This window comes from Methylobacterium sp. 092160098-2, from assembly GCF_028920805.1.
Taxonomy (GTDB): domain Bacteria; phylum Pseudomonadota; class Alphaproteobacteria; order Rhizobiales; family Beijerinckiaceae; genus Methylobacterium; species Methylobacterium fujisawaense.
The window spans coordinates 3,338,624-3,362,094 of sequence record NZ_JAQPZJ010000001.1 but is presented as its reverse complement, the minus strand read 5'-3'; the positions used below and the strand labels follow the sequence as shown (position 1 = coordinate 3,362,094).

The window sequence follows — 23,471 nt, the reverse complement described above, 5'->3', positions numbered from 1 at the left end:
AGACGGAGCGCGTGGTGGACGAGCGCCGGCGGGCCGATGCGGGGCCCATCAACATCCGAGTATCGGCACGACGTTGACCGCTCGCGCGCACCGGGAATACGGTGAATTCTCCGAAGAGAAGGTCACCTGTGTCCGATACGCTGTACACCGTGACCCAGCTCGCCAAGGACCTGGGGGTGACGGCGAGAACGGTCCGCTTCTACGAGGACAAGGGTCTCCTGACGCCTCAACGGGCCGGGAACACGCGGGTCTATACGCATCGCGACCGGGCGCGACTGATCCTGATCCTGCGCGGCAAGCGGCTCGGGTTCTCCCTGCGCGAGATCAAGGAATATCTCGACCTCTACGACGCCGATCCGACCCAGCAGGAACAGCTGCGCGCCCTGCTGAAGCGGATCCAGACCCGGATCGGCAGCCTCGTCGATCAGGAGCAAGCCCTCGTCGAGACGCTGGCCGAGCTGCGCGCCATCGAGCAGCAGGCCCAGGACGCCCTCGCGGCTCTGGCCTCATCCGAGGCGCCGGCGAAATCACGCCGCGCCCGCTAGGGCATACCGCGTCGTTAGGGCGACCGGTTCCGCGGGCCGAGGCCGCGCGGCCGGAATCGGCCCGCGCGTCTCACAACCTCTTTCCCCGTTCTCGTGCGTGCTCCCACGCCGGGCTTGTGCGCGCCGGAACAGGGCACGTCCGGGTCGGCAGGCCGCCGGCGTCGCAGATCCATCGCGATCGTTCCGAGAGGACAGCATGACCAAAGCGGTTATCGTGAGCTACGCCCGCTCGCCCTTCACCCTCGCCAAGAAGGGCGCCCTGGCCCGGATCCGCCCCGACGACCTCGCCGCGCAGGTCGTGCGCCGGCTCGTCGCCGAGGCCGGCATCTCGTCGAACACCATCGAGGACCTGATCGTCGGCTGTGCCTTCCCGGAGGGCGAGCAGGGGTTCAACGTGGCCCGCCTGATCGGCATGCTGGCCGATCTCGATCTCAGCGTCGGCGGCGTCACGGTGAACCGCTTCTGCGGCTCCTCGATGCAGTCGGTGCACATCGCCGCCGGGCAGATCCAGCTCGGCGCCGGCGAGGCCTTCATCTGCGCGGGCGTGGAGAGCATGAGCCGCGTGCCGATGATGGGCTTCAACCCGATGCCCAACCCCGCGCTCCATGCAGCGCACCCTGGTGCCTACATGGGCATGGGCGACACCGCCGAGAACGTGGCGCGCCGCTGGCAGATCAGCCGGGCCGACCAGGAGGCCTTCGCGGTGACGAGCCACCGCAAGGCCGCCGCGGCCCAGGCCGCCGGACGGCTCGCCGCCGAGATCGTCCCGATCGCCACAAAGGCCGGCACGGTCGAGACGGACGGCTGCATCCGGCCGGAAGCCAGCGCCGAGGGACTCGCCGCCCTCAAGCCCGCGTTCCAGCAGGACGGCAGCGTCACGGCCGGCACCTCGTCGCCGCTGACGGACGGTGCCTCGGCGGTCCTCGTCTGCAGCGAGGTCTATGCCCAACGCCACGGGCTGAAGCCGCTCGCCCGGATCGCCGCGATCGGCGTCTCGGGCTGCGAGCCGGAGATCATGGGCATCGGTCCGGTGGCCGCGTCCCGGAAGGCGCTGGCCCGCGCCGGCATCGCCGTCGACGCGGTGGGCGTCGTCGAGCTGAACGAGGCCTTCGCCAGCCAAGCGCTCGCCTGCATCCGGGAACTCGGCCTGCGCTCGGAGACGGTCAATATCGACGGCGGCGCGATCGCGCTCGGCCATCCGCTCGGTGCGACGGGGGCGCGCATCGTCGGCAAGGCAGCGGCGCTGCTCGACCGCGAGGGCGCCCGCTTCGCGCTGGCGACCCAGTGCATCGGCGGCGGCCAGGGCATCGCCACCCTTCTGGAGCGTGTCTGATGAGCGGGATCCGCAAAGTCGCCGTCATCGGCGCCGGAGTGATGGGCTCCGGCATCGCCGCCCATGTGGCCAATGCCGGAGTGCCGGTCCTGCTCATGGACATCGTGCCGGAGGGCGCAACCGACCGGAACGGTCTTGCGGCGGCTGCCATCGCCCGGATGCTCAAGACCGAGCCGGCGGCGTTCATGACCCCGCGGGCTGCCAAGCGCGTCGAGGCCTGCAACGTCGAGGACCATCTCGACCGCCTCGCCGAAGTCGACTGGATCATCGAGGTGGTCATCGAGCGCCTCGACGCGAAGCGGGCGCTCTATCGGCGGATCGACGCCGTGCGCCGGCCCGGCACGGCGGTCTCGTCGAACACCTCGACGATTCCGCTCGATGCGCTGGTCGACGGCATGCCCGAATCCTTCCGGCGCGACTTCCTGATCACCCACTTCTTCAACCCGCCGCGCTACATGCGGCTGCTCGAACTGGTGACCGGCCCGCAGACCGATCCGGCCCTCGCCGAGACGGTCGCCGACTTCGCCGACCGCCGGCTCGGCAAGAGCGTCGTGCGCTGCAAGGATCGACCGGGCTTCATCGCCAACCGCCTGGGCATCACCTGGATCCAGAACGCCATCACGGCCGCCGACGACCTCGGCGTCCCGGTCGAGGAGGCCGACGCCATCATGGGACGCCCCTTCGGCATCCCGAAGACCGGCGTGTTCGGCCTCGTCGATCTCGTCGGCCTCGACCTGATCCCGCACACCACCGCGAGCCTGCGCGCGGCGTTGCCGCCGGAGGACGCCTTCCACGACTCCTTTCGCGATATGCCGCTGGTCAGCCGGCTGATCGCCGCGGGCTTCACCGGGCGTAAGGGCAAGGGCGGATTCTACCGCCTGAACCGCACGGGCGGGCAGAAGACCAAGGAGGCCATCGATCTCGCGAGCGGCGCCTACCGGCCCACCCGGAAGGCGGACCTGCCGGAGCTGAAGGACGCGAAAGGCCCCCGCGCGGTACTCGACCTGCCCGGCCGGGCGGGCGCCTACGCGTGGCGCGTCATCGGCGCGACCCTGTCGTACGCCGCCGGGCTCGTCGGCGAGGCGAGCGACGACGTCGCGGCGATCGATGAGGCGATGCGCCTCGGCTACAATTGGACATGGGGACCGTTCGAGCTGATCGACCGGATCGGCGGCGCCTACTTGGCCGATCGCCTCGCCCGCGACGGTCGGCCGGTCCCGCCGCTCCTCGCGGGTCTCGACGGCCGCAGCTTCTACCGGGTCGAGAACGGCCGCCGGCAGGTGCTCCAGCCCGGGGGCGGCTACCGCGACATCGTCCGGCCCGACGGCGTGCTGCGGCTCGCAGACATCAAGCTCGGCCGAGAGCCGCTCCTGACGAACGGCTCGGCGGCCCTGTGGGACATCGGCGACGGCGTGGTGTGCTTCGAGTTCACGTCGCAGAGCAACGCCCTGGACGAGCAGGTCATGGTCCTGCTCGGCAAGACGATCAAGCTCGTGAAGGACCGCTACAAGGCGCTGGTCGTCTACAACGAGGGCACGAACTTCTCGGTTGGCGCCAATCTCGGGCTGGCCCTGTTCGCCGCCAATATCGCGGCGTGGGGGGAGATCGAGAAGCTGGTCCATCTCGGCCAGCAGACCTATCGGCAGCTCAAATACGCGCCGTTTCCGGTGGTGAGCGCACCCTCCGGCATGGCGCTCGGCGGCGGCTGCGAGATCCTGCTGCACAGCGATGCCGTCCAGGCCCATGCGGAGAGCTATATCGGCCTCGTGGAGTGCGGCGTCGGCCTCGTGCCGGCCTGGGGCGGCTGCACGGAGATGCTGGGCCGCTGGCAGGCTTCCGGCACACTGCCGAAGGGGCCGATGCCGGCCGTCGCCAGGGTGTTCGAGACGGTCTCGACCGCAACCGTGGCGAAGTCGGCCGAGGAGGCGCGGGACCTCCTGTTCCTGCGCCCCGACGACGGCATCACCATGAATCGCGACCGGCTGCTCGCCGATGCCAAGGCCAGAGCGCTGTCCCTGGTCGCAGGCTATGCGCCGCCGAAGCCCGTGCCTCTGACTCTGCCGGGTTCCGCGGGCGGCCTCGCCCTGCGCATGGCCGCCGAGGGCTTCGCGCGGCGCGGCATCGCCACGAAGCACGATCTCGTGGTGGCGGGCGAACTCGCCTCCGTCCTGTCCGGAGGAGAGGCCGACATCCTCGATACCCTGGATGAGGATGCCATCCTGGAACTCGAGCGCGACAGCTTCATGCGCCTCGTCCGCACCGAGGCAACCCTCGACCGGTTCGAGAGCGTGCTCGAGACCGGCCGGCCGGTGAGGAACTGACGATCATGCAGACCTACAAGGCCCCGCTGCGCGACATGCGCTTCGTGCTCCACGAACTGCACGCCGATCCGGGTTCCGAGCCGCTGCCCGGCCTGGAGGAGATCACGCCCGACGTCGCCGACGCCATCCTCGAGGAGGCGGCGAAGTTCTGCACCGAGCGGCTCCTGCCGCTCAACGCCTCCGGTGACGCGGAGGGCTGCCGCCTGGAGAACGGCGTCGTCCGGACGCCGAAGGGTTTTCCCGAGGCCTACGCGGCGTTCCGCGCGGGCGGTTGGACCGCGATGGGCTCCGACCCCGCCTATGGCGGCCAGGGCCTGCCGGAGACGATCAACAAGCTCGTCGAGGAGATGATCTGCTCGACCAACCTGTCCTTCGGGCTCTATCCGGGCTTGAGCCACGGTGCCTACAAGGCGATCGCCGGTCATGCGTCGGAGGCGCTGAAGGCGGCCTACTTGCCCAAGATCGTCGACGGCACGTGGTCGGGCACCATGTGCCTGACCGAGGCCCATTGCGGCACGGATCTCGGCCTGCTGCGGACCCGCGCGGTGCCGCAGGACGACGGCTCCTACCGGATCACCGGCTCGAAGATCTTCATCTCGGCGGGCGATCACGACCTCACCGAGAACATCGTGCACCTCGTCCTCGCGCGGCTGCCCGATGCCCCCAAGGGCGTGAAGGGCATAAGCCTGTTCCTGGTGCCGAAATTCCTGCCCGCGCCGGACGGGACGCCGGGGGCGCGCAACGGCGTCACCTGCAGCGCCCTCGAGCATAAGATGGGCATCAAGGCCTCGGCCACCTGCCAGCTCTCCTTCGACGACGCCGTCGGCTGGCTCGTCGGCGAGCCGCACAAGGGCATGCGCGCGATGTTCACGATGATGAACAGCGAGCGCCTGTCGGTGGGAATCCAGGGGCTGGGCGCCGGCGAGGCGGCCTACCAGGGCGCCGTCGCCTATGCCCGCGAGCGCCTGCAGGGGCGCGCGCTCTCGGGTGCCAAGCGGCCGGACCTGGCCGCAGACCCGATCATCGTACATCCGGACGTGCGGCGCATGCTGATGGCGATCCGCGCCTACAACGAGGGCGCCCGGGCGCTCGGCGGCTGGGTCGCCCGAAGCCTCGACGTGATGGAGCGCCATCCCGATCCGGCCGAACGGAGGCGGGCGGAGGATTTCTCGGCCCTGATGACGCCGGTGGTGAAGGCGCTGTTCACCGATCTCGGCTTCGAGGCGGCCAGCATCGGCCTGCAGGTCTACGGCGGCCACGGCTTCATCCGGGACCACGGCATGGAGCAGTATGTCCGCGATGCCCGGATCTCGATGATCTACGAGGGCACCAACGGCGTGCAGGCCCTCGACCTCGTCGGCCGCAAGCTCCCGGCCCATGCCGGCCGGCTGCTGCGCGGCTTCTTCCACCCGGTCCTCGCCTTCCTCGACGCGGCGCTGGAGGACGATGCCCTGGCGCCCCTCGCCCTGCCCGTGTCCAAGGCGTTCGGTGCGCTCCAGCTCGCCACCGCCCACATCGCGCAACGGGGCCTCAAGGATCCGGACGAGGCCGGCGCCGCCGCGACCGATTATCTGCGGCTGTTCGGCCTAGTGGCGCTCGGCTTCATGTGGGTGCGCGCCGCCAAGGTGGCGCAGGCGGCGCTGGCCGACGGAACGCCGGAGCGGGACTTCTACGAGGCCAAGCTCGCCACCGCCCGCTTCTTCATCGAGCGCATCCTGCCCCAGGTTGCCGGCCTGCTGGCGGCGATCAAGTCCGGCAAGGGCGCGATGATGGCCCTCGACGAGGCGATGTTCTGACCGCCCCGGACCTCCGGGGAATCCTCATGCGACTGATGGAGTGGAACGGATGGCGGATCTCGGCTTGCTGGTCGACTCGATCGAGGAACGGTCGGGGGCCTTGAGCGCGCTCGGATACCGGGTGCGGTTCGACCTCACCGATGGCGGCGGCATCCTGCTCGATGCGACCGGCGGCACGGTCGCCGTGTCGATCGCCGAAGAGGGCGAGGCCGATGCCGTGATGCGCTTGAGTTCCGACAATCTGCTCAAGCTCGTGGAGGGCCGGCTCAGCCCGATGATGGCCTTCTCGACCGGCCGCCTGAAGGTGCAGGGCTCGCAGGGCGTGGCGCTGAAGCTCGCCGGTCTGCTCGATCAGTAGCCGTTCCTGCGGGTGCGCCCCCCTCATCCGCACCCGGCCATCGCGGGAGGCGCCACCGGAGGATCCGCGAGACCGTCCGAAGAATGAGCCGTGGCGGTGCAGGTGCCCGCCGCTTGGGTCGCGGTGGCGACATCGAGACCCGCGTGAAGGCCTGCGGCTCCGGGGGCCCATCGCCGACACGACGATGGCCATGCCCCCATTAAGGGAGAGCGCCGCCGAGCCGACCGGCGCCGGTCTGCGGCCGCTACGAAACTTTCCGTCCGACGCCCCCGTAAGGGCGGGTGCTACCCCTGCGTCGGGGTCGGATGGAAGGAAAAACGATGCCCACAGCGAACAGCCACCGCATGAAGGCGCTTGCTCTGGCCCTCGCGCTCGGTCTCGGAGCGAGCAGCGCAGCCTACGCCAAGAACCCGATGGTCGGCGGCGCGCCGATGTACGCCCAGAAGACCATCGTCGAGAACGCGGTCAACTCGAAGGATCACACCACGCTGGTCGCCGCCGTGAAGGCCGCCGGCCTGGTCGACACGCTGAACGGTCCGGGTCCGTTCACGGTGTTCGCCCCCACGAACGCCGCCTTCGCCAAGCTGCCGCCGGGCACGGTGGAGAACCTCGTCCAGCCGCAGAACAAGGCGACGCTGACGAAGATCCTGACCTACCACGTGGTCCCGGGTGTCTACACCGCCAAGGATCTGATGGCGCTCGCCAAGAAGGGCGGCGGACAGGGCACGCTCACCACGGTGGCGGGCGAGCCTCTCGCCGTCGAGGTGCAGGGCAAGAAGGTCTATGTGACCGACGTGAAGGGCAACACCGCCACGGTGACCATTCCGAACGTCATGCAATCGAACGGCGTCATCCACGTCGTCAATGCGGTGCTGATGCCCTGATCCACCCGGACGGTCCGGCGTCGGCGGCCCTGATCCGGCTGCCGACGCCGATTTCTCGCAAACGTTGACCGCTGCGGCTGCCGAGATCGCGTCAGTCCGCGATGAGTTTGCCGGTGTAGACCACCGGACCGGTCGGCTGGCCGGTGGGCGAGCCGCCGGGCGGCTCCACCGAGACCGCGATCACGCCATCCGGAGCGGCCCCCGCCGGCAGCCTCATCTGGCTCGCCGCCGTGCCGACAAGGCCGAGCGGCCGCGGCCCCTGGGCACCGACATACCACACTTCCAGGCTTCGATCCGCGGGTGCCTCGGCGCTGACGGGCCTCACCATTGCGACGCCGGTGCGCGTATCGACGCGCACGATCAGCGCCGGGAGCGTACCCCCGCCCTGCACCACGGCCAGATAGCGGCCATCCGACGGCCTCTGCCAGGGTCCGAGCGTCAGGACCAGAGCGAGGCCAGCCGCCAGCAGCCCGGCCCCGCCCGCGGCGACTCGCCACCGCCGAAGCTGGGAGCGCAGGGCTTCGATTTGATGCAACTCCGCGCGTCCCGCCGCCGGAAGCCTCCGCAAGAGTGCAGCGCGGACATGCGGCGGCGGTGTCTCGACGGGGATCACCATCGCGAGCGGGCCGAGGCGGCGTTCCCAAGCCTGGATCCGTGCCCGTGCGACCGGATCGCGCGCGGCCTCGCCCTCCATGGCCGCACGCTCCTGCGCGTCGAGCGTTCCGAGGACGTACTCGGCAGCACGCAGATCGGGATCGTCGGGGTCTGGCGCCCTCGTACCGCTCACGACACCGTCTCCAGGCAGGTCTTCAAGGCGCCGAGCGCCCGGTGGAGCCAGGTCTTGATCGTGTTCACGGGACGATCGAACCGTGCGGCCAGTTCCTCACGCGAGCGCCCCTCACAATAGGCCAGCACGACGCAATCCCGGTGCGACGGTTCGAGTCGGCCGAGACATGCCACGAGGGCATTGCGGTCTTGAAACGCGCCCGCCTCGTCGTGCGGATCGATCAGCAGGTCCACCCAATCCTCGCCGCTGTCCAATTCCGGCCCCTGCACCTCCGCCTTCCGGCGTACGCTATCGATGGCGCGGTTCCGTGCGATGGTAATAAGCCAGGGCAGCGGCGGCCCGGCTTCCGGCCGATAGCTGCCCGCTGCCTGCCAGATCCGCATGTAGACGTCCTGGAGTACGTCCTCGGCCAAGCCGCGGTCGCGTTGGATACGCAGGATCAGCCCGTAAAGTTTCGGGCTTGAGACATCGTAGAGTTCAGCGAGCCGGTCCGCCTCACCTCGAGCGATTCCTGCAAGCAGCCGGCGCAGCGTGGCGTCGTCGGCCAACATGGGCCCCCGCATAGTTCGAGGCGCCTGCCATCGGACGCCCTCCCGGATGATGCTCTTAGACCAAGCCTCGGGACTCTGACGATCCCCCCTCGCATGCGGCCGGAGGGGGCGCCACAGACGGACGATCCGGCCGCCGGTCCAGGTCACAGGGCGTCGGCGTGCTTGTTCGCCCGCTGCCGGAATGGCCAACCAGAGGGGGAGAGAGAGATCGATCTTCGCTGAAGGCCGGTTCGCGGCGCAAATTCGCGTAAGCCTCGAATCGTCCCAGACGCGGCGCGGGACACTGAGCCATGGCCCTCCCGGCATCGCCCGTGCGTCAATCCATATTTCGCGTTGTCTGAAGCAGTGATCCATATAAAATCGAGATTGACCGGTTCGACCCGTAAGCGGTCAGAGCCGCGCTTCCCTCAGGTCGCTTCATGGCTATCGATATCGACAGTGGCGTCACCGCTGTGCCTCACCCCGCCGGCCCGCCCATTATCGGGGACGGCGCACCGAACTTCCGGGCCCGCACCACGATGGGCCCGCGCACGCTGTCGTCCTATCGGGGCCGCTGGCTGGTGTTCTTCTCGCATCCCGCGGACTTCACGCCGGTCTGCACCAGCGAGTTCGTGGCTTTCGCCCGGGCCCACGAGGCTTTCCAGGCCCTGGATTGCGACCTCCTCGCCCTCTCCGTCGACAGCCTGTCGTCGCACTTGGCGTGGCAACAGAGCATCGAGCAGCGTTTCGGTGTGCGGATGCCGTTCCCGATCGTCGAGGATCCGGCCATGGGCATCGCCCGTGCCTATGGCATGCTGCCGGCGGGAGCGGCGTCGAGCGCCACGGTACGCACCACGTTCGTCATCGATCCGGAGGGGATCGTGCGCGCCCTCGTGACCTACCCGCTGACGGTAGGGCGCAGCGTCGCCGAGATCCTGCGGCTTGTGAGGGCGCTTCAGGCCTCCGACGCAGCCGACGTCTCGACGCCCGAGGGATGGCAACCGGGCGAGCCGGTGCTGGCGAATCCACCGATGACGAGCGAAGAGATCGGCGGCTGCGGGACCGACTGGTATTACAGGTTGGAAAGCGTCTGATGGCACCCGGCACGGACGAGACCAAGGCGAGCGCGGCCGCCGAGTTGCTCAAGCTCGTCGCAAACCCTAACCGGCTGCGCATCCTCTACCTGCTGACGGACGGCGAGCACTCGGTTTCGGAGATCGAGCAGCGCCTCGGCATCCGTCAGCCGACCCTGTCGCAGCAGCTCGGCGAATTACGCAACGCCGGGATCGTCACCACACGGCGCGCGCACAAGGTCGTATTCTACAGCCTGACGGAGGCCCGCACGCGTGCGCTCCTCGATGCGATCGAGGATATCTTGATCGTCAACCGCCCGCAGCGGCGCCTGGCGGCGCGCGGCCCCGACGCGCGCGAACGGGCCCTCGGGCAGGCCGCGATGTTCGGCCAGATCGGAGACGCGCCATGAATGCCTTTCTCGCCCCCCTCGCCGGTGGTGCCCTGATCGGCGCCTCGGCGGCCCTACTGCTCCTCGCCAATGGCCGTATCGCGGGGATCAGCGGCATCGTCGGCGGATTGCTCGGCCCGGGCTCTCGGGACTGGGCTTGGCGGGTGGCCTTTCTGGTGGGCCTCTTCGCCGGCCCTGCCCTGTTCAGAGCGACGGCGGGCCATTGGCCGCAAATCCGCATCGATGCCTCCTGGCCGATGCTTGTCGGGGCCGGGCTTCTGGTCGGGTTCGGGACGCGTCTGGGGTCGGGGTGCACCAGCGGCCACGGGGTTTGCGGCCTCGCGCGGCTCTCGCCGCGTTCCCTCGCAGCAGTCGCGACGTTCATGGCCGCCGCGATCATCACCGTCTTCCTCATTCGGCACGGCCTGGTCCGATGAACACCCCGCGCCTCCTCGCAGCCTTCGCGAGCGGCCTGCTCTTCGGAGCGGGGCTCGCCCTGTCGGGCATGATGGACCCCGCACGCGTGCTGGGCTTCCTCGATGTCGCGGGGGCCTGGGATCCCAGCCTCGCCTTCGTCCTGGCCGGGGCCGTCGGCGTCTCGGCCCTCGGCTACGCGGTCAAGGCCCGGATGCCCCGGCCTGCCCTCGCGGACCGGTTCGAGATACCGGCGAACCGGAGCGTCGATGCCCGCCTGCTCGGGGGCGCCGTCCTGTTCGGGATCGGCTGGGGACTCGCCGGCTTCTGCCCCGGCCCGGCCCTGGCCGGTCTAACACTCGGCCTGCCGGAGGTCGCGCTGTTCGTTGCGGCGATGCTCGCCGGGATGCTGCTCTTTCGGTTCACCGCCCCGCGCTCGACGGGACCGATCACGGTGAGCCGCTGAGGGCGGAGGCGCCAGCCCGTAGGCGGGCACCGGCCTCCCCGATCAGGCGGTCCGTTCGGCTCGCTGCGGTTTCGCCATCCACTCTCGGCCCTTCAGCATAGCCTTCCAGTACAGCGGGGGCAGCATCCGTTCCTTGAGCAGCCACGCCACGCGGCTCGGCTTCGTGCCGTCGATCAGCCAAGCGGGGAAGCTCGGCATCAGCGTTCCGCCATATCCAAATTCCGCGAGCAGAATCTTTCCGCGCTCAACCGTCAGGGGGCACGACCCGTAGCCGTCGTAGGCGACTTCGGCCCCGCGCAGATGCCCCATCTCGACGAGGAGATTGTGGGCTACGACCGGGGCCTGTTTGCGCGCGGCGGCGGCCGTCTTGGCATTGGAAGCGCCGATCGCATCGCCCAAGGCGTAGATCGCGGGAAAGCGCGCGTGGCGCAGGCTCGCGGGATCAACGGCGATCCAGCCGGCCGCGTCGGCGAGCGGGGACGCACGGATGAAATCGGGCGCCTGTTGCGGCGGCACGACGTGGATCATGTCGAAATCGGTCTCGATCGTCTCGCAGATGCCGGTCTCGGTCTGGCGGGAGAACCACGCGCGCTTGGCGGGGCCGTCGATCCGCGTCAGCGTATGGCGAAAGTTCAGGCGCGCATCGTAACGATTCACATAAGTCATCAATGCGGGGACATAATCCTCGACGCCGAACAGCGCCGGACTGACCGTGTAGTATTCGACGTCGATATCTTTGAGCCGGCCCTGGCGTAGCCAGTGATCGGCCGAGAGATACATCGCCTTCTGCGGCGCGCCGGCGCATTTGATCGGCATGGGCGGCTGCGTGAACAGGGCGCGGCCGGCGCGCAGGGTCTGTACGAGTTCCCAGGTGTAGGGCGCCAGATCGTAGCGGTAATTCGAGGTGACGCCGTTCCGCCCGAGGGTTTCGGTCAACCCCGCGACACCGGCCCAATCGAGCGTCAGACCGGGCGCGACGACGAGTCGATCGTAGCGCACAGTTTGGTGCCCCTCCAAGATCACGGTGTTCCGATCCGGCTCGAAGGCAGCCACAGCGTCCTTGATCCAGCATACGCCTGTGGGAATCAGCGAGGCCATGGTCCTGGCTGTGACGGCGGGCGAAAAGATTCCGCCGCCGACCATGGTCCAGCCTGGCTAGTAATAGTGCACATCGGCGGGCTCGATCAGCGCGATGTCGAGATCGGGCTTGCGCGCCTTGAGACTGGCCGCCACGGCGATGCCGCCGGCCCCACCGCCGATGACGACCACGCTGTGGAACAGATCGGCCGATGCCTTCCGGATGCGGCCGCCCGCGGCGATGCGCCCGACAACGCCGGACAGGTCGTAGCCGGCTGCCTTCGCCGTTGACAGGATCTCCGGCAGAGGACGGCCGCGGGCCGCCTCGTCGAACGACCACAGCGTCGCCGAACGCATTCCCGTGCGGCAATAGGCGAGGAGAGGCTTGGGCAGCGCCGCGCGCGCGACGCCGAATGCCGCCGCGTTCTCGTCGGAGACCTTGCCGGACACGACGGGCAGATCGTGGGCCTCGAGCCCCGCGGCGTGAGCAGCGGCCTCGATCTCCGCGAAATTCGGCTGATCCACGCCCTCTCCGTCCGGGCGATTGCAGATTACGGCCCGGAAGCCGGCCTGCGCGATATGCACGAGATCGGCAGGAAAGATCTGCCCCGCGACCGATAGATCCGGCGTCAGGCGCTTTGATTCCATCGTCGCATCCATCATTCTATATTATACGTATATGATAGGCTGAATCGATAAGATAACATATTGACAGCAGCGGCAACGGACCGTCATATGCGCGGAGAGAGTCAGGCTCGGGCCTATCGATATATTCTTAAGTGAAATGAGCGACGGCTCAAGGCGCGTCCTGCCCTGCCACCCGTCGGATGTCGGTTTAGCGGAAGATCGGAAGACACTGCAGATGAGTGCTCTTCCTGCTGTTCTTTCCGGCGCAGGGGTCGGATTTACGCTCGGGCTGATCGGCGGCGGCGGCTCGATCCTGGCAACGCCGCTGCTGCTTTACGTGGTGGGCATTGCCCAACCGCACCTCGCCATCGGGACAGGAGCGCTCGCGGTCGCAGCCAACGCGTTCCTGACGCTCATCGGGCACACCAGGGCCGGCAACGTGCGCTGGCGCTGCGCCCTTGTCTTCGCCCTCGTCGGCATCCTGGGCGCCCTCGTCGGGTCATCCCTGGGCAAGGCCGTGGACGGACAGCGCCTGCTGTTCCTCTTTGCGCTTCTGATGGTGGTCGTCGGCATCCACATGCTGCGGGGCCGGACACGACAGGAGGGCTCGGCCGAGCCGGTCGGCTGCGGCCCGACACCGAGCGGAAGAGTGGTGGGCATCGCCTTTGCGGTCGGCATGCTATCGGGATTCTTCGGGATCGGAGGCGGGTTTCTGATCGTGCCGGGCCTCGTCTTCGCGACCGGCATGCCGCTCATCACAGCGGTCGGCACCTCGCTGCTCGCGGTCGGCGCCTTCGGCCTCGCGACCGCGCTGAATTACGCCCTGTCGGGCCTGGTCGATTGGGCGGTCGCGGGCGAGTTCATAGCCGGCGGACTTGCCGGCGGCGTCCTCGGCATGCGCCTTGCCAACCGACTCGCCGGCTACAAGGGCGCGCTGAATACAGTCTTTGCCACCGTGATCTTCGGCGTCGCCGGCTTCATGCTCTACCGCAATGGCAGTGCCTTCGCCGCAGCTCCGTGAGCGTTGCGGGCGCGGGACTTGCGCGGGGCCGGGCTGGCGGGCGCCAGCCCGGCCGCCACGTCCGCTGAGATCCGCATCTGCCGCAACCAGATCCGCCACGCGTCAATCCCGGAACGCCCGACACCGACAGGAGAGATCACATGACCGAACCCGTCTTCCGCGCCTTCTTCGATGAGCCCACCAATACGGTGAGCTACATCGTGGCCGATCCCGAGACCAAACAGGCCGCCTTCATCGATCCCGTGCTCGACTACGACCACAATGGGGGCAGCGTCGACACGCGCTCCGTCACGGCGATGCTGAAGGCGGCCGAGGAGGCGGGCTTCTCGGTGGTCTGGACGCTGGAGACCCACGCCCATGCCGATCATCTGTCCGGCTCACCCTTTGTGAAGGCGAAGACCGGCGCGCGGATCGGCATCGGCGAGCACATCAAGGACGTGCAGAAAATCTTCCGTCCGGTCTTCAATGCCACGGACCTGAAAACCGATGGCAGCGATTTCGATTGCCTCTTTGCCGACGGGGAAACCTTCCACATCGGCAATCTCGCCGTCGAGGTGCTCTACACGCCCGGCCACACGCCGGCCGATATCTGCTATCGCATCGGCAACCATGTCTTCGTCGGCGACACGCTGTTCATGCCCGATTTCGGCACCGCGCGTGCGGATTTCCCCGGCGGCGACGTACACGCCCTCTACCGCTCGATCCGCAAGCTCCTCGCGCTACCACCCGAGACGGTCTTGCATCTGTGCCACGACTACAAGGCGCCCGGGCGCGACGTGTACGCCTGGGAGACCACGGTGGGCGAGCAGCGCGCACGCAATGTCCACGTGAAGGAGGGCGTGACCGAGGCGGAGTTCACCGCGATGCGAACCGCCCGCGACGCCACGCTTGCGGCGCCGCGCCTGCTGCTGCCGTCGATCCAGGTGAACATCCGCGCCGGCAAGTTCCCCCCGGCGGAGGCAAACGGCGTCCGCTACCTGACCATCCCGGTCAAGCTGAAGGGCGGGGCCGAGGCCGGGTTGTAAGGGCGCGTCGGGCTCGTGAGCCCGGACGGCCAACGGCCTCCGATGTCTCGATCCACGGAGCCGGCCGGAGCGGCCGCCGATCGGAGCTTCACGGAGAAACCCGGGTGACGGCGCGGTCGGCATTCACGCGTTGGGCCCAGCCTTTGGCGCTGGCCTCGCCCTTGAGGTCGAGCAATTTGGCGCCGCTGACATCGACGTTCTTGAAGTCCGCGCCGGCGACCGTGGCACCGGTCAGGTTCGCACCGGACAGGTCCGAGCCCATCAGCACCACGTCGGTCAGGTCGGCATCCTTGAGGTCGGCATATTCCAGGCGCGACCGGCCCAGGTCGGCCCCTTTGAGGTTCGCCCCCGAGAGGTTCACCGAAGTGAACACCGCCCGCATCAGTCCCATGGACTGGTTCCTGATGTCGGCGCCGCCCTTGAGGTCAACCAGCATCGCACCGCTCATATTGGCGCCTTTGAAGTCGCCGATCGGCGTGGATCGGCTGAGATCGGCGCCGCTCAGGTTGGCATCCCGGGCGGTGATGCCGAACATCCTCGCGTCGGCGAGTTTCGCGCTGGAGAGATCGGCTTTCAGGAACCACGCCTGTTCGAGGTTCGCCCCGCTGAGATCTGCCCCGCGGAGATTGGTGCCGTTCAGGCGCGCCGTCCGCAGGTTGGCGCCCCGGAGGTTCAGCCCGGACAGGTCGAGGCCCGACAACGCCTTGTCGTGCAGGTCGAGGGGCTTGCCGTCCGAGGCCCTGATCATCGCCTCGATGTCGGCGCGGCCCATCTCGGCCTTCGTCATCGCGGGGGAGGCCATGTCGGCTCCGAGCAGCAGATCCTGTTCGGCCGCGGCAGGGCCGGCGGCAAGGGCAGCGATCATGAAGCTGAAGGCGAGACGGCGCATCGGTTCACTCCCGGCAGACGCCACGCAACGCTGGCGTCCATATCGTGTTCAGTGTGCCGCAATGCTATCCCGAGCCGCCGCGCCCGGTCGGTGACCCCGGTCACACAAGTCCGACGTGGCGGGAGAAACACGCACCACGTGCCGGACGATCAGCCCGTCGTCACGGCCGGAGAACGACGCCAGCCATGACGGACGCGCAGAAGCTCGAGCGCTGGATCGCGCGCTTTCCTCCGATTCAGGCGCTCAGTTCCGCGCATCTTCAGATCGCGCGGGGCACCGTGCAATTCCCGGTGCTCGAGGCCGGCGCGACGGCCTACGAACTCCATGGCGAATGCGCCCACTACCTGATGTGTCTCGAAGGACGGACGCGTATCTTTCGCATGTCGGAGAGCGGGCGTGAGGTTCTGATCTACAAGGTCGGGCCGGGCGGCACCTGTGCGCTGACGACGCAGTGCCTCCTGTCCGGCGGTACTTTCCCGGCCCAGAGCGTGGCCGAGGAGAGAACCGAACTCGCAGCCCTTCCGGTTGGCACCTTCCAACACCTGATGGGTGAAAGCGCAGCCTTCCGAAGCTTTGTTCTCGGCGACTACACGCGGCTGATGACCGGCCTGTTCACGCTGATCGACGAGGTCGCGTTCTCGCCGCTCAAACAGCGGCTCGCCCAGCGGCTTCTGTCCGAAGCCGGTCCGCAGGGCGTGGCCGCGGTAACCCACCAGAAGCTCGCGGACGACATCGGTAGCGTACGTGAGGTGGTGAGCCGCATCCTGGCCCAATGGGCCGAGGCCGGTCTGATCGCGTTGCGGCGAGGTGCCGTCGAGATCGTCGACCGAACCAGCTTGGCAGCGGCCGGCCGGCGGTGACCTGCCGGGCCATTCGGATCCGCCTGGCAGGCGGGCCCTGCGGGACGGACCGGCCGCTTCCAGTCCCATCCGATGACTTCCTCGCGCTGGCCCGGCACGGGATGTGACCGTCACGCGCCAACGCGTGGCGGGGCCTCGTATCGGCCAGTGCGATCATTGGCGCAGGTTGAACGTCGCACGCGCCCCGATCGCGACGGTCGAGACCGAGAAAAGGTGGATTGAAGACTTCATAAGCGTCGCGACAGCTTGGCCCTGCTCGCATGTCTGCAATCCCTGGGCGCGCGCCGCCTCGTGGAACCGGACAAACACCGCTTGAGTATGCTCGTCCGCCCTGATAATAGTTTAATGAAATCGCTTCGAACGGTGAAGCGTAAGGAAAAAATACTTTTGGAGGCGGATATGATTGTATTCGCTGGTATTTTTTCAGCCATGGCAGGCTTCGGCCTACTGCTGGGCCTCGGCGCGATCGAGTATCCTGTGGCGCCCCATATCAGCAGCTATGGCTGGGCCCTCTTTGTGAATGCAGCGGCGATATGTGGTTTGCTGCTGTTCAATCTCTATCATCGTCACAGTCAGCGCTTGCACTGATCCTGTGAGAGACACCCGAATTCGGGTCGCCGGACAAAGCTTGACCTTTGCCTCGCGACGAGCGGGCGTCACAATGCGATCGAACCGGCGCGCCGATCCGGGATCGTTATCGGCCACCCTTGGCCCAGGGCGGAGAGCGGCTTCCCGTCTCGAAGACCGGGCATCCGGCAAGGTCGGGCGGCCGAACGATCCCGTCGGTCGGGCCCCTGTTCCGGCTCGCGCCCTCGTCGCGCTGGAAATGGCTTGGTGGCCCCATCCCCGGGAGTTTCGACGGCGCGCCGCCCGACTTGACCCGTCAGGGAAGTTCCAGGCGCCGCGGATCCCGGCATGTCCCTCTATTCACCGACGGAGGACCTGTACGACCTGACGCGAATCCAGGTCGACGATGACCGCGCGATCATCGGGAGAAATGTAATAGCCGTAGTAGCCGACCGGGTTCAGGCCGGGCATCGCGACGTTTTGGAACGATCCGAGTTCCAGCCATCCCGGAATTTGACTGCCCCGGCCGACGCGCACACCGCTCGGGTCGCTATAACGTGGCCCTGTCTCGAAAAGCGTTTGGATCGTGCCGGGTTCGTTGCCGAACATGAGGACACCTTGCTGGGCCAGACGCGGATTGACCCTGACGATGAGCGGTTGGGCAGATGCCGGAAAGCAGGCGAAGCAGCTTACGGCCGCAAGCATGGCTCCGGACAAGGCCGACAGCGCAGGTGACCGACGAGCAATCATGACGCCCTCCGAAGCCTTGCAGCAAATGCCACGATCAGTACGAATGTTTACATAGAGATAAGCCGAATTTGATGCTTGATGATTTGGGACAATCTTGATGTTTTGGTGTCGGCGCCCCCAGGCAGCGCCCGGATGTTGCGGGGGCAAGACCGGTCCGCGGCGCCGTTCCGACAGGTTCAACGCACCCGTCAGACCCCGGCAACGCCTTGCCGAGCGGCGCTGCCGAACGCCGGGATGGCGCGGTCGAACCACATCGGCCGGCATACGATCGCGATCGGAGCCGGAAAGCAGACACGCCATGAATCGGGTGCTCCCTCGAATTCACGACGTCTCACCCGATCAAGCCGCCCACGCGAATGTCTGCAATCCTGAACAGGCTCGCACTGCGTCAAATCCAACATGGGACTTGGCCAATACCGCGGAGCGGCCAGACAGGAACCCTGTCGAAAATTGTCCGGCGGGTGTCGCATCCAGCCGCGCGTCCGTTCCGCGTCAGGCATAGATCGAGACGCGAGCCATCGGACGGGCTTCACCGTGAAACACCTTAAAAGGACGACACATCGCCCGAAGGCGCCGACAATAGTCTGACGCTCGGTCGCTGGATCGAACCATGATTACTTCACACCCTCGCATTTCGGAAGGCGATGCCGACGGATCAAATCATCCGAAATCAATCCGCCGCAATCGAATGAAAGGCATCGGAACAAGAATTTTAGCAGAACTAAAAAGTTTTATTGGTATATTTGTTTATTTATGGGTCATATTTGGCATTCTGATCCTGCACGAGCATGCCGTCCTGTCGCGTCACGGCATCGTCTATAGATTTTATGGGCTGGCCTTCCTCAATGCGTGGATCTTGGCGAAGATCATGCTGATTGCCGAGCATTTCGACACCCGGACAGCCGTTCGGAGCGGTCCACTGCTCTATCCGATCCTGACCCGGTCCGGCCTCTTCGCGTTGCTGATGGTCTGTTTCTACGCGCTTGAGGATATGGCAATCGGGCTCTGGCGGGGAAAGACGCTGGTCGATAGCGTGCCGATGATCGGCGGCGGGGGCGTCCTCGGCTGGGCGTCCGTCGTCCTGATCATGACCGTCGCCCTGATCCCGTATTTCACGTTTCGAGAGCTTAGCCGCGTGCTCGGCCCTGGGCGGTTGCAGGCGCTCTTGTTTCGCGACGGGAGTCACCTGGACCTGCCGGATCAGGACAAGGCCGGACGGGGCTAAAGCGCCGGATGTCGCAGCAGCCGTCACGCGGCCAGCGCGCACGACCACGCTCACCCTGGCACGGGGCGTTTCATGCGGGAGCGTCGGTCACGGACCGAAACGCGCTGGGGGAGGCCGCAGCTTCGGCTCGGACGCGTCCTGCTCGATCAAGCGATCCCGCGGAAAGCTGCCAGAATACCACCCCGCAGCCGTGAGACGGTGCGGCAAGGCTTTGCGATGGTCCGCGTCCCCCTTCTCGTGCTGGTTGCCCTGCTGATCACCGGTCCCGGCCCCTCGGCGCGTGGCGAGGGAGAGCCCCCTGCCGCGCTGGCGGTCGGAACGGTGACGGCGCAGCGCAAGGCCTTGGACAGGGCGCTGGACTTCGTCGGCCGGGTCGAGGCGGTGGGGCGCGTCGAGGTGCGCGCCCGCGTGACCGGCTATCTCGAGGCGGTCCTGTTCAAGGAGGGCGATCCGGTGAAGGCAGGGGCCCCTCTGTACCGAATCGAGCGCGATCTGTTCGTAGCCGCCGTCAGGCAAGCCGAAGGCGCCCTGGAGCGCGGCAGGGCGGCGCAGGCTCTGGCCGCCATCCAACTGCAGAGGGCACAGGAGCTGCTCGACCGGAATTCGGGGACCGTCGTTGCACGCGATCAAGCACGGGCCGCCCTCGATCAGGCGAAGGGCGCCGTCACGGGCGACGAGGCCAATCTCCAGACCGCCCGCATCAACCTCGGCTACACGGATATCACCGCCCCCATCGCCGGCCAGATCGGCCGAACGAGCGTAACGAAGGGCAACGTCGTCGGGCCCGACAGCGGCGTGCTGACCACGATCGTCAGCCAGGACCCGATCTACGTCATCTTCCCGGTGAGCCAGCGCGAGTTCCTGCGCTACCAGCAGGGCGCGAAAAGCCCCGATCGCAGCAAGGTCGGCATCCGGATCCGATTCCAGGACGGATCGGAATACGGCCAGGTGGGACGGGTCGATTTCGTCAACATCAGCGTCGACCGGACGACCGACACGGTCCTGGTACGCGCCGTCATGCCGAACCCGGCGGGCGTGCTGCGCGACGGGCAGCTGGTCCAGGTCGCCCTTCAGATTGGGGAGCCCGAGCAGAAGATCGTCGTCCCGCAAGCGGCGCTCATCGCCGACCAGGGCGGGGTCTACGTCTTCGTCGTCGAGGACGGGCGGGCCGTGACCCGGCGCGTCAAACTCGGTTCCGCCGGTACCGGCCCGGATGCCGTCATCGACGAGGGCCTGTCGGCCGGGGAGCTCGTCATCGTCGACGGCCTGCAGCGGGTGCGGCCCGGAATCACCGTGCAGGCGAACCCGATCGCCCAGTCGGCCGGCAGGATCTGACGCCATGGTCTCGGCGATCTTCGTCGACCGGCCGCGCCTCTCGGTGGTGATCGCGATCGTCACGTCGATCGCCGGAGCGCTGGCGCTGTTCACCATCCCGGTGGCCCAGTACCCCGACATCGTGCCGCCCCAGGTCTCGGTGACGACGACCTATCCCGGCGCCTCCGCCGAGGTGGTGGAATCGACCGTCGCACAGCCCATCGAGTCTCAGGTCGTGGGCGTCGACAAGATGATCTACATGAAGAGCGTCAGCGGCAACGACGGCAGCTACACGCTCACCGGGTCCTTCGAACTCGGCACCGATCCGGACATCAACGCCGTCAACGTCAACAACCGGGTTCAGATCGCCTTGGCCAAGTTGCCCGAGGACGTCCGCAAGCAGGGCGTCACGGTCAAGAAGAAATCTTCCGCGCTGCTGGGCGTGCTGGCGGTCTACTCGCCCAAGGGCATGCAGGACCCGCTCTTCATCTCGAATTACGTGACGATCAACCTGCTCGACCGCATCAAGAGCACGCCCGGCGTCGGCGACGCGACCCTGTGGGGGCCGCAGGATTACGCGATGCGGGCCTGGGTGCGGACCGACCAGCTCACCGGTCTCAACCTGACCACGGGCGATGTCATCGCAGCGATCCGCACGCAGAACGTGCAGGCTCCCGTGGGCCGGATCGGCGCACGCCCGATTTCGGACGAGCAGCAGCTCCAGCTCAGCATCCAGACGCAGGGGCGCCTGAACTCCGCGGAGCAGTTCCGCAACGTCATCCTGCGCACGAATCCGGACGGGTCCGTGCTGCGGCTCGGGGACGTCGCCCGCATCGAGCTCGGCGCCGCCAATCTCGACCGCGAGACACGGCTGAACGGGAGCCCCGCCACGGTGGTGGCGATCTACCAGTCCCCCGGCGCGAACGCCCTCGCGACCCTGAAGGAAGTCCAGGCCCGGGTCGGCGCGCTGGCCAAGTCCTTCCCCGAGGGGCTCGCCTGGAAGGTCACCTACGACCCGACCACCTTCATCACCGAGACGGTGCGCGAGGTCCGCAAGACCCTGATCGAAGCCTTCGTGCTCGTCGTCGTGGTGGTGTTCCTGTTCCTCGGCAGCCTGCGCGCGACGCTCATCCCGACGCTCGCCGTGCCGGTGAGCCTGATCGGGACCTTCATCGCCCTGAAGGCGGTGGGCTACTCGGCGAACTCCGTCTCGCTCCTCGCCCTGGTGCTGGCCATCGGCATCGTCGTCGACGACGCCATCGTGGTCGTCGAGAACGTCGAGCGCGTGATGGAGGAGCATCCCGATCTCTCCCCGCGGGAGGCCACCAAGCGGGCGATGGCCGAGATCACGGCGCCGATCATCGCCATCACCCTGGTGCTGCTCTCGGTCTTCGTGCCGGTCGCCTTCGTCCCCGGCATCTCCGGCGAGCTCTTCCGACAATTCGCGGTCGCCGTCGCGGTCGCGATGCTGATCTCGGCCGTCAACGCGCTGACCCTGTCGCCGGCTTTGTGCGGCGTGCTTCTGCGGCCGCATCAGGGTCCCCGCCGCGGGATCATGGGCGTCGTCATGCGGGCGATCGACCGGGTGCGCGACGGCTACGGTGCCGTGGTGGCGCGGATCGTGCGCTTCTCGGTGATCGGGCTCGTACTCGCCGGCGCGGCCGCCTACGGCGCGCTGCAGCTGGCCAAGATGACGCCCACCGGCTTTCTGCCCGAGGACGATCAAGGCGCCTTCTTCGTCGTGGTGCAGCTGCCCGAGGGCGCCGCGGTGGGACGCACCGCCGAGGTGGTGGCGCATGCCGAGGCGATCCTGCGGCAGGAGCACGTGGTCGCCGACACGACATCGGTGATCGGCCTCAACTTCATCGACAACTATTCGCAGGGCAACGCGGCCTTCCTGGTCGTGACCCTCAAGCCGTTCGAGGAACGCACCGGCGCCGCGGACGGGGCGGCGGCCGTGATCGCCCGGCTCGGCCGTCAGTTCCGAGACATCCCGGGCGGGACCGTGGTGCCCCTGGCGCCGCCTCCCGTCATCGGCCTCGGCACCGGCGGCGGCTTCGCCTACGTCCTGGAGGACCTGCGCGGCGGCGATCCGAAGGACCTCGCCCAGGTCGTGCGCGGGCTGATCGTGGCGGCGAACGACGAGCCGAAGCTCAACCGCGTCTTCAGCACGTTCTCGGCCACGAACCCCTCGGTGTTTCTCGACATCGACCGCAACAAGGTCCAGATCCTCGGGGTGCCGCTGGAGAACGTTTTCCAGGCGCTGCAGGCCTCGCTGGGCGGCTATTACGTCAACGACATCAACCTGTTCGGCCGCACGTGGCAGGTGCAGGTCCAGGCCGAGGCCGCCGATCGCACGCGGATCGACGACATCTACCGCATCAACGTGCGCAACAAGGACGGCGAGATGGTGCCGCTGCGCTCCCTCGCGGAAGCGCGGATCGTGGTCGGACCGCCGGCGCTGATCCGCTACAACAACCTGCGGGCGGTCACCGTGCAGGGCTCTCCGGCGCCGGGCATCTCGTCGGGCCAGGCGCTCGCCGCCATGGAGGCGGTCGCGGGCCGCACCTTGCCGGCGGGGTTCGCGGGCGAGTGGACCGACACGGCGTTCCAGGAGAAGCGGGCCGAGGGCAAGACCGCGATCATCCTCGGCTTCGCCGTCCTGTTCGCATTCCTGTTCCTGGTCGGCCTCTACGAGAGCTGGACGATCCCCGTCCCGGTGCTGCTGTCGGTCACCGTCGGGATCCTGGGCGCCTACGCGGCGATGGTGTGGGGCGGGCTCACCCTCGACCTCTACGCGCAGATCGGCATGGTGGTGCTGATCGGACTCGCAGCCAAGAACGGCATCCTGATCGTCGAGTTCGCCAAGGAGCAGCGCGATCGGGGCGTGCCGCTCCACGAGGCGGCGACCGAGGGCGCGCGCCTGCGTTTCCGGCCCGTGATGATGACCTCCTTCGCCTTCATCCTCGGCCTGTTTCCGCTGGTCATCGCCGCCGGCGCCTCGCAACTCGCGCGGCGCAACGTGGGGACGCCCGTGTTCGGCGGAATGATCGCCGCGTCCTTCATCGGGATCTTCGTGATCCCGCCCCTCTACGTGCTGTTCCAGAGCCTGCGTGAGCGGGCCTGGGGCCTTCTGGGCGGGAACGGGACGCGGCACGACGCGGCGGCGGAGCCGGCCGGAACGCAGGAGCACATGCCGGCCGAGTGACCGTGCGCGGTC

At 67.8% G+C, this 23,471-nt stretch carries 20 protein-coding genes and 2 pseudogenes; 17 read left to right on the top strand and 5 right to left on the bottom strand.

The window, feature by feature from the left end; translation table 11 throughout:
- Positions 1–128 precede the first annotated feature (128 nt).
- From PQI07_RS15815 to PQI07_RS15790, 6 genes are all read left to right on the top strand, one after another.
- On the top strand, positions 129–545 hold the full coding sequence (locus PQI07_RS15815) for a MerR family transcriptional regulator (RefSeq protein ID WP_078947327.1): 417 nt from the start codon (positions 129–131) through the stop codon (positions 543–545).
- 196 nt (positions 546–741) lie between these two features.
- Positions 742–1,878, top strand: a complete 1,137-nt coding sequence (locus PQI07_RS15810) for a thiolase family protein (protein ID WP_274926933.1) — start codon at positions 742–744, stop codon at positions 1,876–1,878.
- Positions 1,878–4,199, top strand: coding sequence for a 3-hydroxyacyl-CoA dehydrogenase/enoyl-CoA hydratase family protein (locus PQI07_RS15805; RefSeq protein ID WP_274926932.1), 2,322 nt, complete (start codon positions 1,878–1,880; stop codon positions 4,197–4,199). The genes PQI07_RS15810 and PQI07_RS15805 overlap by 1 nt, the downstream gene beginning before the upstream one ends.
- Before the next feature lie 5 nt (positions 4,200–4,204).
- Positions 4,205–5,995, top strand: coding sequence for an acyl-CoA dehydrogenase C-terminal domain-containing protein (locus tag PQI07_RS15800; RefSeq protein ID WP_274926931.1), 1,791 nt, complete (start codon positions 4,205–4,207; stop codon positions 5,993–5,995).
- A gap of 49 nt (positions 5,996–6,044) precedes the next feature.
- Positions 6,045–6,353 carry an SCP2 sterol-binding domain-containing protein gene (locus PQI07_RS15795; RefSeq protein WP_051044774.1) on the top strand — a complete coding sequence of 103 codons (309 nt, stop codon included), beginning with the start codon at positions 6,045–6,047 and terminating at the stop codon, positions 6,351–6,353.
- 320 nt (positions 6,354–6,673) lie between these two features.
- The gene (locus tag PQI07_RS15790; protein ID WP_043350407.1) at positions 6,674–7,237 is read left to right on the top strand and encodes a fasciclin domain-containing protein; all 564 of its coding nucleotides are present in this window, start codon (positions 6,674–6,676) and stop codon (positions 7,235–7,237) included.
- Positions 7,238–7,328: 91 nt separating this feature from the next.
- On the opposite strand, the gene PQI07_RS15785 is transcribed toward PQI07_RS15790, so the two are convergent.
- A complete protein-coding gene (locus PQI07_RS15785) occupies positions 7,329–8,024 on the bottom strand; it encodes an anti-sigma factor (protein WP_182591740.1) in 696 nt (231 codons plus the stop codon).
- Positions 8,021–8,575: a sigma-70 family RNA polymerase sigma factor gene (locus PQI07_RS15780; protein WP_053611021.1), complete on the bottom strand. Its 555-nt coding sequence runs from the start codon at positions 8,573–8,575 to the stop codon at positions 8,021–8,023. The genes PQI07_RS15785 and PQI07_RS15780 overlap by 4 nt, the downstream gene beginning before the upstream one ends.
- Positions 8,576–8,994: 419 nt before the next feature.
- Between PQI07_RS15780 and PQI07_RS15775 the strand changes: the two genes are divergently transcribed.
- The 4 genes and pseudogenes from PQI07_RS15775 to PQI07_RS15760 all read left to right on the top strand — a co-directional run bounded on the left by PQI07_RS15775 (position 8,995) and on the right by PQI07_RS15760 (position 10,896).
- A complete protein-coding gene (locus tag PQI07_RS15775; RefSeq protein WP_043385835.1) occupies positions 8,995–9,648 on the top strand; it encodes a peroxiredoxin in 654 nt (217 codons plus the stop codon).
- Positions 9,648–9,929 (top strand): annotated as a pseudogene (locus tag PQI07_RS15770) (ArsR/SmtB family transcription factor); the annotation flags it as partial. The gene PQI07_RS15775 and the pseudogene PQI07_RS15770, both read left to right, overlap by 1 nt.
- A gap of 104 nt (positions 9,930–10,033) precedes the next feature.
- Positions 10,034–10,453: a YeeE/YedE family protein gene (locus tag PQI07_RS15765; RefSeq protein ID WP_274926930.1), complete on the top strand. Its 420-nt coding sequence runs from the start codon at positions 10,034–10,036 to the stop codon at positions 10,451–10,453.
- A complete protein-coding gene (locus PQI07_RS15760) occupies positions 10,450–10,896 on the top strand; it encodes a YeeE/YedE family protein (RefSeq protein WP_043385825.1) in 447 nt (148 codons plus the stop codon). Before PQI07_RS15765 ends, PQI07_RS15760 begins: the two co-directional genes overlap by 4 nt.
- Positions 10,897–10,938: 42 nt before the next feature.
- Here the strand turns inward: PQI07_RS15760 and PQI07_RS15755 are convergent.
- Positions 10,939–12,621 (bottom strand): annotated as a pseudogene (locus tag PQI07_RS15755) (bifunctional protein tyrosine phosphatase family protein/NAD(P)/FAD-dependent oxidoreductase).
- A gap of 214 nt (positions 12,622–12,835) precedes the next feature.
- Between PQI07_RS15755 and PQI07_RS15750 the strand changes: the two are divergent.
- Both PQI07_RS15750 and PQI07_RS15745 read left to right on the top strand, forming a co-directional pair.
- On the top strand, positions 12,836–13,621 hold the full coding sequence (locus tag PQI07_RS15750; RefSeq protein ID WP_274927733.1) for a sulfite exporter TauE/SafE family protein: 786 nt from the start codon (positions 12,836–12,838) through the stop codon (positions 13,619–13,621).
- Positions 13,622–13,761: 140 nt separating this feature from the next.
- Positions 13,762–14,646 carry an MBL fold metallo-hydrolase gene (locus PQI07_RS15745; RefSeq protein ID WP_274926929.1) on the top strand — a complete coding sequence of 295 codons (885 nt, stop codon included), beginning with the start codon at positions 13,762–13,764 and terminating at the stop codon, positions 14,644–14,646.
- A gap of 88 nt (positions 14,647–14,734) precedes the next feature.
- On the opposite strand, the gene PQI07_RS15740 is transcribed toward PQI07_RS15745, so the two are convergent.
- Positions 14,735–15,535 carry a pentapeptide repeat-containing protein gene (locus tag PQI07_RS15740; protein WP_274926928.1) on the bottom strand — a complete coding sequence of 267 codons (801 nt, stop codon included), beginning with the start codon at positions 15,533–15,535 and terminating at the stop codon, positions 14,735–14,737.
- A 185-nt stretch (positions 15,536–15,720) separates the two neighbouring features.
- Between PQI07_RS15740 and PQI07_RS15735 the strand changes: the two genes are divergently transcribed.
- Positions 15,721–16,395, top strand: a complete 675-nt coding sequence (locus PQI07_RS15735; RefSeq protein ID WP_043350376.1) for a Crp/Fnr family transcriptional regulator — start codon at positions 15,721–15,723, stop codon at positions 16,393–16,395.
- 312 nt (positions 16,396–16,707) lie between these two features.
- Positions 16,708–16,983: a hypothetical protein gene (locus PQI07_RS15730; protein ID WP_139231657.1), complete on the top strand. Its 276-nt coding sequence runs from the start codon at positions 16,708–16,710 to the stop codon at positions 16,981–16,983.
- A 339-nt stretch (positions 16,984–17,322) separates the two neighbouring features.
- Here PQI07_RS15730 and PQI07_RS15725 read toward each other — a convergent pair whose 3' ends face one another.
- On the bottom strand, positions 17,323–17,712 hold the full coding sequence (locus tag PQI07_RS15725; RefSeq protein WP_274926927.1) for a hypothetical protein: 390 nt from the start codon (positions 17,710–17,712) through the stop codon (positions 17,323–17,325).
- A 610-nt stretch (positions 17,713–18,322) separates the two neighbouring features.
- Here PQI07_RS15725 and PQI07_RS15720 point away from each other — a divergent pair.
- The 3 genes from PQI07_RS15720 to PQI07_RS15710 all read left to right on the top strand — a co-directional run bounded on the left by PQI07_RS15720 (position 18,323) and on the right by PQI07_RS15710 (position 23,459).
- Entirely contained in the window at positions 18,323–18,937 is a 615-nt protein-coding gene (locus PQI07_RS15720) for a hypothetical protein (protein WP_342462438.1), read from the top strand.
- A gap of 216 nt (positions 18,938–19,153) precedes the next feature.
- Positions 19,154–20,272 (top strand): efflux RND transporter periplasmic adaptor subunit, encoded by a 1,119-nt coding sequence (locus PQI07_RS15715; RefSeq protein ID WP_274926926.1) that lies wholly within the window; start codon positions 19,154–19,156, stop codon positions 20,270–20,272.
- Between the two features lie 4 nt (positions 20,273–20,276).
- Positions 20,277–23,459 carry an efflux RND transporter permease subunit gene (locus PQI07_RS15710; RefSeq protein ID WP_043758674.1) on the top strand — a complete coding sequence of 1,061 codons (3,183 nt, stop codon included), beginning with the start codon at positions 20,277–20,279 and terminating at the stop codon, positions 23,457–23,459.
- The last annotated feature ends 12 nt before the right edge of the window (positions 23,460–23,471 follow it).

Bases quoted from the DNA above. Each gene is read 5' to 3' on its own strand.
- PQI07_RS15775 (WP_043385835.1), top strand. From the start codon at position 8,995: ATGGCTATCGATATCGACAGTGGCGTCACCGCTGTGCCTCACCCCGCC.
- PQI07_RS15720 (WP_342462438.1), top strand. From the start codon at position 18,323: ATGATTACTTCACACCCTCGCATTTCGGAAGGCGATGCCGACGGATCA.
- PQI07_RS15725 (WP_274926927.1), bottom strand. From the start codon at position 17,712: ATGATTGCTCGTCGGTCACCTGCGCTGTCGGCCTTGTCCGGAGCCATG.
- PQI07_RS15780 (WP_053611021.1), bottom strand. From the start codon at position 8,575: ATGTTGGCCGACGACGCCACGCTGCGCCGGCTGCTTGCAGGAATCGCT.
- PQI07_RS15800 (WP_274926931.1), top strand. From the start codon at position 4,205: ATGCAGACCTACAAGGCCCCGCTGCGCGACATGCGCTTCGTGCTCCAC.
- PQI07_RS15710 (WP_043758674.1), top strand. From the start codon at position 20,277: ATGGTCTCGGCGATCTTCGTCGACCGGCCGCGCCTCTCGGTGGTGATC.
- PQI07_RS15735 (WP_043350376.1), top strand. From the start codon at position 15,721: ATGACGGACGCGCAGAAGCTCGAGCGCTGGATCGCGCGCTTTCCTCCG.
- PQI07_RS15760 (WP_043385825.1), top strand. From the start codon at position 10,450: ATGAACACCCCGCGCCTCCTCGCAGCCTTCGCGAGCGGCCTGCTCTTC.
- PQI07_RS15790 (WP_043350407.1), top strand. From the start codon at position 6,674: ATGCCCACAGCGAACAGCCACCGCATGAAGGCGCTTGCTCTGGCCCTC.
- PQI07_RS15795 (WP_051044774.1), top strand. From the start codon at position 6,045: ATGGCGGATCTCGGCTTGCTGGTCGACTCGATCGAGGAACGGTCGGGG.
- PQI07_RS15810 (WP_274926933.1), top strand. From the start codon at position 742: ATGACCAAAGCGGTTATCGTGAGCTACGCCCGCTCGCCCTTCACCCTC.
- PQI07_RS15750 (WP_274927733.1), top strand. From the start codon at position 12,836: ATGAGTGCTCTTCCTGCTGTTCTTTCCGGCGCAGGGGTCGGATTTACG.
- PQI07_RS15765 (WP_274926930.1), top strand. From the start codon at position 10,034: ATGAATGCCTTTCTCGCCCCCCTCGCCGGTGGTGCCCTGATCGGCGCC.
- PQI07_RS15740 (WP_274926928.1), bottom strand. From the start codon at position 15,535: ATGCGCCGTCTCGCCTTCAGCTTCATGATCGCTGCCCTTGCCGCCGGC.
- PQI07_RS15805 (WP_274926932.1), top strand. From the start codon at position 1,878: ATGAGCGGGATCCGCAAAGTCGCCGTCATCGGCGCCGGAGTGATGGGC.
- PQI07_RS15745 (WP_274926929.1), top strand. From the start codon at position 13,762: ATGACCGAACCCGTCTTCCGCGCCTTCTTCGATGAGCCCACCAATACG.
- PQI07_RS15715 (WP_274926926.1), top strand. From the start codon at position 19,154: ATGGTCCGCGTCCCCCTTCTCGTGCTGGTTGCCCTGCTGATCACCGGT.